At 62.5% G+C, this 12,533-nt stretch carries 11 protein-coding genes; 5 read left to right on the top strand and 6 right to left on the bottom strand.

Annotated elements, in window-relative coordinates:
• The first annotated feature begins 11 nt into the window (after window positions 1-11).
• Window positions 12-755: an SDR family oxidoreductase gene (locus ACN0SY_RS10135; protein WP_417686903.1), complete on the top strand. Its 744-nt coding sequence runs from the start codon at window positions 12-14 to the stop codon at window positions 753-755.
• A gap of 30 nt (window positions 756-785) precedes the next feature.
• On the opposite strand, the gene ACN0SY_RS10130 is transcribed toward ACN0SY_RS10135, so the two are convergent.
• Both ACN0SY_RS10130 and ACN0SY_RS10125 read right to left on the bottom strand, forming a co-directional pair.
• Window positions 786-1,427, bottom strand: coding sequence for a class I SAM-dependent methyltransferase (locus tag ACN0SY_RS10130; RefSeq protein ID WP_417686901.1), 642 nt, complete (start codon window positions 1,425-1,427; stop codon window positions 786-788).
• Window positions 1,428-1,453: 26 nt separating this feature from the next.
• Entirely contained in the window at window positions 1,454-2,197 is a 744-nt protein-coding gene (locus tag ACN0SY_RS10125) for an SDR family oxidoreductase (protein WP_417686899.1), read from the bottom strand.
• Between the two features lie 76 nt (window positions 2,198-2,273).
• Here ACN0SY_RS10125 and ACN0SY_RS10120 point away from each other — a divergent pair, with 76 nt between their 5' ends.
• Complete coding sequence (locus ACN0SY_RS10120) at window positions 2,274-2,882, top strand: TetR/AcrR family transcriptional regulator (RefSeq protein WP_417686897.1); 609 nt, start codon at window positions 2,274-2,276, stop codon at window positions 2,880-2,882.
• A 38-nt stretch (window positions 2,883-2,920) separates the two neighbouring features.
• Here ACN0SY_RS10120 and ACN0SY_RS10115 read toward each other — a convergent pair whose 3' ends face one another.
• The gene (locus ACN0SY_RS10115) at window positions 2,921-3,877 is read right to left on the bottom strand and encodes a glutathione S-transferase family protein (RefSeq protein WP_417686895.1); all 957 of its coding nucleotides are present in this window, start codon (window positions 3,875-3,877) and stop codon (window positions 2,921-2,923) included.
• Window positions 3,878-4,017: 140 nt separating this feature from the next.
• Here ACN0SY_RS10115 and ACN0SY_RS10110 point away from each other — a divergent pair, with 140 nt between their 5' ends.
• Window positions 4,018-5,064 carry an ABC transporter ATP-binding protein gene (locus tag ACN0SY_RS10110; RefSeq protein WP_417686893.1) on the top strand — a complete coding sequence of 349 codons (1,047 nt, stop codon included), beginning with the start codon at window positions 4,018-4,020 and terminating at the stop codon, window positions 5,062-5,064.
• A 33-nt stretch (window positions 5,065-5,097) separates the two neighbouring features.
• Here ACN0SY_RS10110 and ACN0SY_RS10105 read toward each other — a convergent pair whose 3' ends face one another.
• Both ACN0SY_RS10105 and ACN0SY_RS10100 read right to left on the bottom strand, forming a co-directional pair.
• Window positions 5,098-6,798 (bottom strand): ABC transporter permease, encoded by a 1,701-nt coding sequence (locus tag ACN0SY_RS10105; RefSeq protein ID WP_417686891.1) that lies wholly within the window; start codon window positions 6,796-6,798, stop codon window positions 5,098-5,100.
• A gap of 132 nt (window positions 6,799-6,930) precedes the next feature.
• Window positions 6,931-7,911 (bottom strand): ABC transporter substrate-binding protein, encoded by a 981-nt coding sequence (locus ACN0SY_RS10100; RefSeq protein WP_417686889.1) that lies wholly within the window; start codon window positions 7,909-7,911, stop codon window positions 6,931-6,933.
• A 261-nt stretch (window positions 7,912-8,172) separates the two neighbouring features.
• On the opposite strand from ACN0SY_RS10100, the gene ACN0SY_RS10095 reads away from it, so the two are divergent.
• The gene (locus ACN0SY_RS10095) at window positions 8,173-8,946 is read left to right on the top strand and encodes a sulfite exporter TauE/SafE family protein (RefSeq protein WP_417686887.1); all 774 of its coding nucleotides are present in this window, start codon (window positions 8,173-8,175) and stop codon (window positions 8,944-8,946) included.
• A gap of 36 nt (window positions 8,947-8,982) precedes the next feature.
• On the opposite strand, the gene ACN0SY_RS10090 is transcribed toward ACN0SY_RS10095, so the two are convergent.
• Window positions 8,983-10,068 carry a hypothetical protein gene (locus tag ACN0SY_RS10090; RefSeq protein WP_417686885.1) on the bottom strand — a complete coding sequence of 362 codons (1,086 nt, stop codon included), beginning with the start codon at window positions 10,066-10,068 and terminating at the stop codon, window positions 8,983-8,985.
• Between the two features lie 243 nt (window positions 10,069-10,311).
• Between ACN0SY_RS10090 and ACN0SY_RS10085 the strand changes: the two genes are divergently transcribed.
• On the top strand, window positions 10,312-12,533 hold a 2,222-nt coding region (locus ACN0SY_RS10085; RefSeq protein ID WP_417686883.1), incomplete at its 3' end, for a Tex family protein.

Raw genomic sequence — 12,533 nt, 5'->3', positions numbered from 1 at the left:
AGGATTTGAAAATGAGCAAGATTGAAGGACAGGTCGCCCTGGTGACCGGAGCCAACCGGGGTATGGGCCGGGCATTCGTGAACGGCCTCCTGGCACGGGGCGCGGCGAAGGTCTACGCCGGCGCGCGGAACACGGAAGCGCTGGCCGACCTGGTGGCAGAAGCGGGCGGCCGGGTCGTGGCGATCAAGCTTGATGTGACGAAGGCAGAAGACGTGGCCTCCGCCGCCGCGACCGCCAGGGACGTATCCGTATTGATCAACAACGCCGGAACGGCTGGCTTTTCCGGTTTCGTCAATCCGGATGCGGTCGAGCTCGGCCGTTCGGAGATGGATACCAACTATTTCGGACCGATCAGGGTGTCGCAGGCCTTCGCTCCGGTCCTCAAGAACAATGGCGGCGGTGCGATCATCAACATCGGGTCCATCGCCTCGCACATCAACTTTCCGGTTCTGGGAACCTACAGCGCCTCGAAGGCCGCCGTGCATTCATTGACCCAGGGCCTGAGGGCCGAACTTGCCGGTCAGGGAACCTCCGTCATCGGTGTCTATCCGGGACCGGTCGACACGGACATGGCAGCCCAGTTCGATTCCGACAAAACCGCGCCGCAGGAAATTGTCAGACAGGTTCTGGATGCCCTGGATAGCGGCCAGGAAGAGGTTTTTCCGGATCCGGTCTCCAGCCAGGTCTACGGTCAGTTCCTGTCCGATCCTGCGGCCACCGCAAAGTACATCGGCCAGACCTATCTGCCCGGCTGAGGTTTGCCGATACCATCAACGGGGGGCGCGCTATTGCGCGCTTTCCCTTGTTTCCACCTTGTCGCGGATGTTCAGCGGTCCGGGCTCGTGTGCCCGGAAGGTCTTCGTCTGATAGGTCCAGACGACGGCCGGTGGCAGGTTGCCCCAGATGCGGCGTGACCGGAAGGCGTCGATGTGTGCGGGTGGGGAAATCGGCGACACCGGGCCATAGGTGAACTGGACCAGCCGTCCGCCCGGCCCGAGCGCCCTGAGAGCGTCCTCGCACAGTTTCTGCCGTTTGACCTTGGGATAGACGTATAGCGGCAGGCTGGAAATGATCGCTGCAGCAGTTTCACCTGTGTGTGCCTGGTTCCGGACGAAGGCAAAGGCGTCTGTCTCGATGACTTTGGCCTGTGGATATTTACGCTTCAGGTTTGCGGCAAAGTCCGGGTCGAGTTCAATAAGGACGAGGTCGCGTTCTTCGATCCCGGCTGCCAGAAGGCAATCGGTCACGATCCCGGTGCCGGGACCAAGCTCGATGACTGGGCCGGATTTGGCGGGAGCTGCGGAAAACACCATGTGCCGCGCCAGCTCAGGTGAACTCGGTGCGATGGCGCCGGTTCTCAGAGGCGCGCGCAACCATGCGCGCGCGAACGACACAACGTCGCCTGTCGTGTTGCGGGTCCTTGTCATGCTTTCATCCAATGGCTGTGAGCGGTTTACTTGAGAATCCTGGCGGCCAGGCCCGGGGAAACCCGGTGGATCCATCTGAGGAGGCCTGCCTTGCCGATCCAGATTTCCTCTCGCCCGGCCTCCAAGCCTTTCAGAATGCCCGTGGCCGCTGTTTCCGGGGAAATCTTCCCGGTTCCGCGGCCGGCCGTCATGTCGGTGTCCACCAGTGCCATCACGACGTGGGCAATCCGAACCTGAGGCATGTTTGCGCGGCACTGATAGGAAAGGGCCGTTGTGAAGCTCCGCAGACCCGCCTTGGTCGCGCAATAGACAGGGGCTGCCCGCTTCGGCGCGAGTGCTAGAGCCGAGCCGATGTTGACGACGGCGGCGTCCGGCTGGCGGGCAAGAACGGGCAGGAGCCCAACCGAGAGCGTCATGGCGGCTGACAGGTTTACCGCCAATTCGCGTTGCAGATCCTGGAGGTGCCGAAGCGGATCGCCGCTGGTGAAGTCCATTTCAACTTGCAGAGCCGCATTGTTGACGACCACAGACAGGGTCGGATGCCGCGTCTCCAGTGCACGGATCAGACCGTCCACTGCTTGCGGATCGGAAAGGTCGGTCGGTATCGCGTGAACCCGACCGGGATGGGCCGAGGCCAAACTGTCGAGTGCCGCCGGATCGCGAGCAACCGCGACCACATTGGCGTTGGCGTGCAGCAGTTTTTCGGTCAGGGCCGCGCCAATGCCACGGGTCGCGCCAGTAATCAGGACGGTGCGATCAGAAAAGGACATTGACGGCTCATTCGGTTGATTGACTTGGTAAGCGTGATAATATGAGCAAAAGCTCGTATTTGAGTACTCGTATCCGATGACCAAGACAGTCACGTCCATAGAGCCCAGAAAACTGCCGCGTCAGCGCCGCGCGGCAGCGACGGTCGATGCTGTCCTGGAAGCCAGCGCTCGCATTTTGGAAAGGGAAGGTCTTCCCGGTTTCAATACCAACGAGATCGCACGGTTGGCCGGCGTGAGCATCGGCTCTCTCTACCAGTACTTCCCGACGAAAGAGGCGATCCTGGCGGAGATCGTTCGCCGGAAACGGATCCGCCTTTGGGAGGGATTGTCGGCTGAGCTCCCTCATGCGGACAGCCAACCGCTGACCGTGACAATCCGGCGACTGGTCGAAGCGACCCTCGATCATCAGGCCGACAACCCGGGGCTGGCGCGGGCATTGGACTACGCCTATGCCGCATTACCGCTACAAGGCGAGACCGAAGACCTGAATGCGAAAATCATTCAGGGCATCGCCGGAATTCTGCCGGACGATGTCATCCCGGATCGCATAACGGCTGCGCGGGATATCGTTGCAATCGTCCGGGGGATGGTCGATGGCGCGACCCTGGCCGGGTCATGGCGCAAGCAGGACCTGGCCCCCCGGATCTGCCGTGCGCTGGAGGGCTACCTCGGCGTTTGCGAATGAGCGCCGGAAAAAACCGATAGTCGTGATGACGTGAAGGCTCAGACGATCTCCACCCGGTAACCTGCTCGCGGGAAGTGGACGTGAATGTCGCCGCAGTCCGGGTCGGTGCGGTGCAGGGTGATGGTGTCGAAGGACGCGGCTGCGACAGTACCTTCCACCGGCTGCTCGCCGCCGTCGACGTCCGGAGAGACAACCACTGCCATGCCGGCCTTAAGGCCTTGCGGATCGTTGCGGATTTCAGGGTCGCAGGCAAGCGGCGTGCAGTCGCGGGCGCGGGCGATCGCGTCCTCGGCCGTCATCTCGCTCATGGAACCGTGTCCGATGTCCCGGACGTTCTTTTCCCACCGCTCAAGGTTGGAAAATTCCGACAGCAGTGGCGCGCCGCCGTCCCAGCGGCCACGGATGAACCAGACGACGTGGTAGAACTGCGCGTCGATCGCAGCTGGAAGATCTCCGGTCAGGAACGGCCGGTTATCCGACAGCTGCTGGTCGAGCCAGGCAAGAGGGGCGCGGACCTGGGACACCAGATGCGGCAGGTTTGCGTTCGCTGCCTTCAGTCCTTCAGCCCAGTCGGGGCCGAGATAGAGACGGCCGCGGTCCTGCGCGAAATCCTTGGGCAGGTTGTCGCCTGCCGCGCCCAGAATGAGTTTTACGGTCAGGTCGAACACGGTTCCGTCGGTCCAGCGGCTGAGGTTCCACAACAGGCCTTCATCTCCTTGCGGGAAGAAGCTCGGAGAGGGGAAACGGCGTTCCAGTTCGCGCAGCACGGCCTGACTGTCGCAGTAGATGTCCGCGCCAAGCTGGACGACCGGCGTGCGCCGATAGCCGCCGGTCAGCTTGGTCAGCATCGGCTTTGGCGGAAGGCGGGGGATCTCGACAGAGCGCCAGGCGAGCCCCTTGATGCCGAAGGCGACACGGGCCTTCTCCGCCACGGGCGATTGCGGGTAGTTGTGCAGGATGATCTCGTCTTGCAGAGACGGTGCGGCGGTGCCCATGAAATCCTCGTTCTTGAACCGGTTCGTTCGAACATAGCCTGCATGGAGGGACCGCGAGTGCGAAATTGCTTGCCGAACGTTCAGGGCTCCTGTCGGCGCCTGTTATCGGATTGTCACGAAGGCCGGGTATCCGGCGCTGCATGACCATTCGCCTGTCTTCCGTCACAAAGCTCTATGGGTCCCATGCTGCGCTGAACGATGTTTCCCTGTCCGTCGAGACCGGGGATTTCTTCGTCGTGCTCGGGCCCTCCGGCTGCGGCAAGTCCACGCTGCTGCGGGCAATCGCGGGACTTGAACCACTTGATGGCGGCGACATTCATTTGGGCGATGCACATGTTGCCGGACGGCATCTGCATGTTGCGCCCGAGGCGCGCAACGTCGGCGTGGTGTTCCAATCCTATGCGCTGTGGCCGCATATGAGCGTGAAGCAGAATGTTGCCTTCCCGCTGGCAACGGCCAGGCGGGCCAGGAGTTATGTCGAGGCGCGTACCAATGCCTGCCTGGAAACAGTCGAGCTGACGGCTTACGCGGGGCGGAAGCCGTCTGACCTTTCGGGCGGGCAACGCCAGCGTGTTGCCCTGGCGAGGTGCCTGGCGCAAGGCGCGCAAACCGTTCTGATGGACGAGCCGCTGGCGAACCTCGATCCGCATCTGCGCACGGCCATGGAAGAGGAGCTTGCCGAGTTCCACGCCAAGAGCGGCGCAACGACCCTTTTCATCACCCACGATCAGCGCGAGGCAATGGCGCTTGCCAGCAAGGTCGCGCTGATGTGGGACGGGAAGATCCTCCAGGCGGATACGCCCCAACAGCTTTACGATCGTCCGGTGAATGCGAAGGTCGCCGGCTTCATCGGCCGCAGCACGCTGTTGTCCTGCGATATTGCGAAAGTGCGCGGAGAAAAAGTGCTGATCATGCTGGCAGGCGAGGCCTTCGAAGTGCCCTGCGTCGGGGGGATGGGTGAAGGACCGGCGCGCGTCATGGTGCGGCCGGAGCATGTGCGCATATCCGGCGAGGGCCGCAGTCTCATGACGGTGCTCGAGCGGGTCACCTACCGCGGCGGCTATTTTGAAGCCCATGCCCGGATCACGGGAAACGGACAGTCGGTGCTCTGCAATTTGCCGCACAACGCTGCGCCCGGCGATGTCCTGCCGATTGCGCTCGACGGCGGTTGGGTTCTTCCCGGCTAGGTCGACACCAGAACCGGCGTTTGCGCGTCGCGATCAGTCGCGCCAGGGAATTGTTCCCGATGGCACCCTTCTGGCCAGGGCGTTCATTGCAATCATGATGGCGACGGTAGCCGCGACCACCACGACGGACATGGCTGCCGCGAGCGTCGTGTATCCGCCGTCCTCGTAGTTGAAGATGGTCGTGCCGATGGTTTCATTGCCGGTCGACCAGAGCAGGGCCGAGACCGTCACTTCGTTGTAGGCCGTCAGGAACACCAGGATTGCGCCGGAGGCCGCGGAAGGAGCGACCAGCGGGGCGAAGATCCGTCGCATGCGGGTTCCGAAGCCCGCACCGGATACCCGGGCGGCATCGTCAAGGCTCATGTCCATCTGCAGGAAGGCGGCCGAAACAGGCTTCATGCCGACGGCAAGAAAGCACGCCACATAGGCGATCAGGATGATCCAGAGCGTTCCGTAGAGCGAGACATTGAGCAGAGGCAGGGGCCGGATGAAGGCCAGGATCAAGGCGATCGACATGACGAGGCCGGGAACGGCAAAGGCAATGTCGGCCTGGGCGCTGGCAAGGCCCGCGAGCTGGCGGACACCGGTTTTCCGGCTGATCAGGAAGTAGCCAAGCAGGATGCAAAGCGCGGCAATGACGAGGGCGCTCACTGCGGCGATACCGGTCGAATTGGCAAAGGCGCGGAGCGTCACGGACTGGCGCCAGAGGATCTCGACAAAGTTCTCGGTGGTGAGCGTCTCAAGCGACAGGTCGAGCCCGTAGGTTCTGACCAGCGATGTCGCCAGCAGGGAGGCTGCGGGCAGGAGCAGCACCGAGCCGATGAACAGCCAGAGCAGGGCCTCGACAAGAGGACGTCTTGCCCCCAGCGACAGCGCAAGTGGCGCCTGCGGAAGGCCGATCAGCGACGCCCGCATCCGCCGTTGCAGTATCGATTGCAGTACAATGGCGAGAAGCGCGACCAGGGCCAGAATGACGGAGATGACGGCGACATTGGGCAGGACATCCGCACCGAAGCTCGCCAGCCGGCGCCAGACCAGAACAGGCAGGGTCGTGTAGCGGGCCGGGATGCCTATCAGGGCATTGATGCCGAAATTGCCGAGCGCGGCAACGAAGGACAGGGCAAAGCCTGCCATCAACGCAGGGGCGAGCAGGGGCAGTGCGATCCGCAGCAGCATCCTCGGTGCCTGCGCACCGGAAACGCGGGCGGCGTCGAAGAGCTCGCGCGGGAAGGAGCGAAGGGCGGCGCGCACCATCAGGAAGACGAGCGGGCTATGCTGCAGCGTCAGAAGCAGCACCAGCCCCTCGCGCGAGTAGAGCGGATGGGTCGACCCGATTTCCGGCGCCAGTCCGAGCCAGCGCAGGACGGGGCTTGCCGGACCGAGTGCCTGGATCCACGCGATTGCCGTCACATGCGGGGGGATCATCATCGGCAGCAGAATGAGGAAGACCAGGACGGCCTTTGCTCTCACGTCCGTCAGGCCGATGATCAGGGACAGGGTTGCGCCGAGGAGCGTCGCCGTCAGTGCCGAAAGGGTGCTGCTCTCCAGCGAATGCCACAGCGCCCTAAGAACGGGCTTGCTTTGAAGAGCCTCAAGCAACGGGCCTGGCGCAAACGACCCGTCGACTGTGAGGCCGACCTTGAACAGCAGCGCCAGCGGCAGTCCGCACATGGCCGTAACGCCCGCCAAAAGCAGGAAAAGGGTGGCTCTTTCGGTGGTCAGAATTGCGCGCAAGATCTTTGGCTCTATTGCATCACGAAGATCGCTTTTCGCCTCGTTCCGGATCTCGTGTCAGGGCCGGGGCGGGCAAACGAACAGAACGGTGCGGAGGTCCGCACCGTTCTTCCATCGTCAGAGCGATCAGGTTTAGCCGCCGAAGATTTCGGTGAACTTCATCTTGTTGGCGGCATCGCCTTCAAGCGCAGCCTTCGGGTCGAAGTCCATGAGCTTGATCTTCTCGCGTGCCGGGAAACCATCCGGGCCTTGAACGCCCGGATGCGCCGGAAGGTAGCCCATGTCGGCCGCAAGCTTCTGGCCCTGCTCGGAGATCAGGAAGTCGACGAACGCCTTCGCAGCATCAGGGTTCTGGGCGGTGGAGAGGATCGCGACCGGTTCGGTGACGGCGGAGACGCCTTCTTCCGGGAAGACGAACTCGACCGGCGCACCCTTCAGCTTTTCACGGATCGGCAGGAAATCGACGACGAAACCGTAGAGCTTTTCACCGCCGGCGATGGACTTGTAGACGCCTCCGTTGCCGCCCTTCGGGTTCGCGCCCTGGTCTGCAAGGCCTTCATAGTAGGCCCAGCCGAGATCCGGGCTGGACGTCAGCGATACCATGTGGATGGTCGCAGCCCCCGAGGTCAGCGGCGACGGCATGGCCAGCTTGTCCTTGGCCTCTGCCTTCAGAAGATCCTTGTAGGACGTCGGCTTCATCGGAGCGTTGGTGTTGTACATGATGCCGGTGGTGATCAGCTTGGTGGAGAAGTAGGTCTTGTCCGTGTCCATGATCGCCGGGTCATAGGCAGCAGTGTCCGCCGCGTCATGTGCCATCAGGCGGCCTTCGACCTTGAGGCCTTCCATGGTCACCATGTCCGCGATCAGGAGGACGTCCGGCTTCGGGCTGCCGGCTTCGAATTCGGCGCGCAGCTTGGCCATGATCTTGGTGGTGCCGTCACGAACCCACTCGACCTCCACACCCGGGTGGGCCGCGGTGAAGGCGTCAACTGTCGCTTGGGCATCGGCGTTCGGCTGAGAGGTGTAGAGAACCAGCTTGCCGGAAACATCGGCGGCAAAGGCAGAAGTGGAGGCAGCAGCCAGGAGGCCGGCGGCGATCAGAAGCTTTTTCATGTCACAAGTCCTTTAGCGAAAAGGGCCGCATGCAATGCTGCGGGTGCCGATCCGCCTAGCAGGCTTTCATGACAGTATTATTCGGGATGCAGAGCGGAGAGGACTTCGGCCGCCAGCGAACTGGAACATGCCTGGTCAACTCACTGCGCGAATTGGACGTTTTTTCTCTGGCAGGAGCACATTGCGCACTTAAACGCGCAATCAATTGCGCGTGGCGCAGTGTATTGTTTGCAGTCTTACCGAACTGCACTGGCATCCATCATGTCGCTCGATTTTCTGACCTTCTTCCTTGTCGGCTTTCTTGCCCAGATCGTCGACGGCGCCCTCGGCATGGCCTATGGGGTGACCTCCACGTCGGTGCTTCTGTCCCTGGGGGTGACACCCGCCAGCGCTTCGGCGGCAATCCATGTCGCCGAGCTGTTCACGACCGGTGCCTCGGGCCTGTCCCATCTTGCCTTCAAGAACATCGACAGGCGCCTTGTCCTGACCCTCGCGCCGGCCGGTGTGATCGGGGCGCTCATCGGCGCCTTCGTGCTGACGAGTTTTCCGGGCGACACCATCCGCCCCTTCATCATTGCCTACCTGGCCATCATGGGGCTGGTCGTCCTGTCCAGGGTTCATCGCTTTCCCGAACCCAGACGTCTCGGGCGCAGGGCGCTGGCCCCGCTCGGCTTCACCGGCGGGTTCCTGGATGCTGCCGGTGGCGGCGGCTGGGGGCCGGTGGTGACCAGCAGTCTGCTTGGGGCCGGGGAAGAGCCGCGCTACGTTGTCGGCAGCGTCAATGCCGCCGAGTTCTTCGTCACGCTTGCCGCCTCGTTCACTTTTGTCGTGGCGCTGGCCTCCGGACACTGGGTGCGACCGGAAGGGGCTGTCGACCTGGGGTGGGCCGTTGCCGGTCTGATCGTCGGCGGCTTGCTGGCCGCTCCCTTCGCCGGGCTGATCATCAGGTTCGTTCCCCGCAAGGTTCTAGGCACCTTCGTCGGCGTTCTGATCATCGGCCTGTCGATCTTCCAGGCTGTCTCGCTGCTCGGATAGGGAGCAGGTGCAGGTATCCGCTACCGGGCCGCGGTGTCAGTATCCAAATGTCACCGGGTCCTGCCGGGGGTCGGGGCGAACACGCATCAATGTTTCGGGAAAGTATTCGGCCAGACGATCAGTGTGGCGCTGGACAAGGTATCCGAGCAGGAGAACGAAGATACCGACGACTGTCAGCTGGAATGCGAGCGTCAGGTCGTTGTCCTGAACACCGAAACGCCAGAAGATGACCGTGATGATGCCCACCGCGCCGAACCCGATTCCCGACGGGCGCCGGAGAAACACCGAAAGGGCAATTGCTGTCAGGCTGATCGCGAGGAACAGCCAGCGCACCGTGTCGTCGCCGTCGCTGAAGAGCATTGCAAGGCCCGATGAGGCAGACAGCATGCCCAGCTTGTTCAGCCAGAAACCATGGTTCGCTTCGGCAAAGAGGTCTTCGTACCAGGCAATTCCATAGAGAAGCAGGCCGAAGGAAATCATGTGCCATTTGGTGACTTCCGAATAGCCGTGCGGGTCATAGTACCAGCGCACGGAAAGTTCCTGAGTGAAGGCAAACAGGCCTGCAATGATCAGGACCCATGACGGCAGGAACTTGTGTTTCCTGAAGACGTAAAGGCCGGTCAGCGCAAGGATCAGTCCCGGTCCTGCAGCTGTTTCGAAAAACCAGGTCAGGAGATCGGCATTGTAGGGCAATATCTCGCCTTCTCGTGGAGGGGTGAATTTTCTCGGGTAGTCGATGAAATACTTCACCCCGTCGAAGGTGGTCTGCAGCGTGATGAAGGCCAGCGTGCAGCACAGGGCAAAGGCCGTCGCCAGGATCGAGCTCAAGAGGGCCGGCCGTCCGGTCCTGGTCAACCAGTAGGAAACCGACAGAAACGCCAGGCCATATCCGAGGACCAGTATGCTCAGCCAGGTCCTGGAAATCGCGGCTGTTTCGATCGACAGCGCGACAAGCCCGGCGAGGATGACGCCCGCGCCCCCGACCCAGAAGATATTGGTGTAGTCGAGACGAAAGCCGTCTTCGGACAAGGAGTGTTCTTCGACCAGCTGCAGCAGGGCTTGCTTCTGTGCTTGTGAGATGATCTGGCGATCGACGGCCAGCGTCAGAAACTGTGCTTCCATCTTTTTCTCTCCCCAACAACCTGGACCTCGTGACGGCGTGGCCATTCCCCGTTTCAAGACTTGGGAATTTTAACAGGGCGCGCGTGATCGGCGCGTGATCCGGACCAATCGTGACCGGCATTGGTCACGCTTCCTTGAGTTCGTGGCCCAATTCCCGGTGGATGCTGGCGTCTTGCCGCTTTATCGCCACAGGGAGCGGCACTATCGTCGCCGTTCTCAATTGCCTCGATGGAACCAGACCGAATGTCCGACACGCTCGTATCCGCCACCTCCGCACCCAAGACCGTGACCGCCATGGCGCCAGACGTCGCCATACGCATCGCGCGGCGGATTGCCGACGAGATCGCCTGCCGTCCGGACCAGGTCAGCGCGACGGTTGCAATGCTGGACGAAGGCTCCACGGTTCCCTTCATCGCCCGCTACCGCAAGGAAGCGACCGGCGGTCTCGATGATACCCAGCTGCGCAAGCTGGAAGAGCGGCTGATCTACCTGCGTGAGCTGGAAGACCGGCGCGTTGCCATCGTCAAGTCGATCGAGGAACAGGGCAAGCTGACCGACGATCTTGCCAAGTCCATCGCGCTCGCCGACACGAAGTCTGCCCTTGAGGATCTCTATCTTCCCTACAAGAAGAAGCGCCGGACCAAGGCCCAGATCGCGCGTGAGGCAGGGCTTGAACCGCTGGCCGACATGCTGCTCGATGATCCGACGAAGGACCCGGAAAAGGAAGCTTCCGGCTTCATTGATGCCGAGAAGGGCGTTGCCGACATCAAGGCCGCGCTTGATGGCGCCCGCCAGATCCTGATGGAGCGTTTTGCCGAAAACGCCGGCCTTGTCGGGCAGCTGCGCCGCTATGTTTCGGAGCGCGGTGTCGTGCAGTCCAAGCTGATCGACGGGCAGGGCGAAAAGGGCGCGAAGTTCGCCGACTATTTCGATTACTCCGAGCCGCTTTCCAAGATCCCGAGCCACCGGGCGCTGGCGCTTTTCCGTGGCCGCAACGAGGGAGTTCTGTCCGTCGATCTCACCGTCGATGCGGATGACGTCTCGCCTGTAAAACCTGCCGAGAAGCTGGTCGCCGATACCTATGGCATCGCCGACAAGGGCCGTCCGGGCGACAAGTGGCTGATGGATGTGGCGCGCTGGGCCTGGAAGGTGAAGCTGGCGCTGCATCTGGAACTCGACCTGATGGGCGACCTGCGCGACCGGGCCGAGGAAGCCGCCATCGATGTCTTCGCCAAGAACCTGAAGGACTTGCTGCTGGCGGCTCCCGCAGGCTCCAAGGCGACGCTGGGTCTCGATCCGGGCATCCGCACCGGCGTCAAGGTCGCGGTCGTCGATGAGACTGGCAAGCTGATCGACACCGCCACCATCTATCCGTTCCAGCCGAAGAACGACATTGCCGGATCCCGGGCAACGCTTCTGGCTCTGATCGCAAAGCACAAGGTCGGTCTGATCGCCATTGGCAACGGCACAGCCAGCCGCGAGACCGACCGGCTCGCCGCCGAAGTTCTGGGCGATATCCCGCCCGCGTCCCGCCCGGTCAAGGTGATCGTCAACGAGGCGGGTGCTTCTGTCTATTCCGCCTCCGAACTGGCGGCCAAGGAAATGCCGGACGTCGACGTGTCTCTGCGCGGCGCTGCCTCCATCGCCCGCCGCCTGCAGGATCCGCTGGCCGAGCTCGTCAAGATCGAGCCCAAGTCCATCGGTGTCGGTCAGTACCAGCATGACGTCAACCAGACGAAGCTGGCCCGTGCCCTCGATGCGGTGGTGGAAGACGCCGTGAACGCAGTGGGCGTTGACCTCAACACGGCCTCACAGGCGCTCTTGACCCGTATCTCCGGGCTCTCCGACAGTCTCGCCCGGGCCGTTGTCGAACACCGGGAAAGCATTGGCCGGTTCACCTCGCGCAAGCAGCTGAAGGATGTTCCTCGTCTTGGCGCCAAGGCGTTCGAGCTTTGCGCCGGCTTCCTGCGCATCGCCGATGGCAACGAGCCGCTGGACGCCTCGTCGGTTCACCCGGAAGCCTATCCGTTGGCCAAGCGCATCGTGAAGGCCTGCGGCCGCGACCTGCGCCAGATCATGGGCGACGGCTCGGCGCTAAACGGTCTCGATCCGAAGGAGTTCACCGACGAGACCTTCGGCCTGCCGACCGTTAGGGACATCTTCAAGGAGCTGGAAAAGCCGGGCCGCGATCCGCGTCCGGAGTTCAAGACCGCAGCTCTTCAGGAAGGCGTGGAAGAGATCTCCGACCTGAAGCCGGGCATGAAGCTGGAAGGCACCGTGACCAACGTCACCAACTTCGGCGCCTTCGTCGACGTCGGCGTGCATCAGGACGGCCTTGCCCATGTCTCCCAGCTTGCCGACAAGTTCGTCGACGATCCGCACAAGGTTGTGAAGGCCGGCGACATCGTGAAGGTGACGATCCTGGAAGTGGACGTGAAGCGCAAGCGCATCTCCATGACCATGAA

Source organism: Roseibium sp. (genome assembly GCF_048261595.1).
Lineage (GTDB): Bacteria > Pseudomonadota > Alphaproteobacteria > Rhizobiales > Stappiaceae > Roseibium.
Note: the sequence above shows the minus strand (reverse complement) of the source record. Positions and strands in the feature narration are given on the sequence as shown.

Excerpts from the sequence above, each read along its gene's own strand:
- ACN0SY_RS10135 (WP_417686903.1), top strand. The coding sequence starts at position 12 with ATGAGCAAGATTGAAGGACAGGTCGCCCTGGTGACCGGAGCCAACCGG.
- ACN0SY_RS10130 (WP_417686901.1), bottom strand. The coding sequence starts at position 1,427 with ATGACAAGGACCCGCAACACGACAGGCGACGTTGTGTCGTTCGCGCGC.
- ACN0SY_RS10125 (WP_417686899.1), bottom strand. The coding sequence starts at position 2,197 with ATGTCCTTTTCTGATCGCACCGTCCTGATTACTGGCGCGACCCGTGGC.
- ACN0SY_RS10120 (WP_417686897.1), top strand. The coding sequence starts at position 2,274 with ATGACCAAGACAGTCACGTCCATAGAGCCCAGAAAACTGCCGCGTCAG.
- ACN0SY_RS10115 (WP_417686895.1), bottom strand. The coding sequence starts at position 3,877 with ATGGGCACCGCCGCACCGTCTCTGCAAGACGAGATCATCCTGCACAAC.
- ACN0SY_RS10110 (WP_417686893.1), top strand. The coding sequence starts at position 4,018 with ATGACCATTCGCCTGTCTTCCGTCACAAAGCTCTATGGGTCCCATGCT.
- ACN0SY_RS10100 (WP_417686889.1), bottom strand. The coding sequence starts at position 7,911 with ATGAAAAAGCTTCTGATCGCCGCCGGCCTCCTGGCTGCTGCCTCCACT.
- ACN0SY_RS10095 (WP_417686887.1), top strand. The coding sequence starts at position 8,173 with ATGTCGCTCGATTTTCTGACCTTCTTCCTTGTCGGCTTTCTTGCCCAG.
- ACN0SY_RS10090 (WP_417686885.1), bottom strand. The coding sequence starts at position 10,068 with ATGGAAGCACAGTTTCTGACGCTGGCCGTCGATCGCCAGATCATCTCA.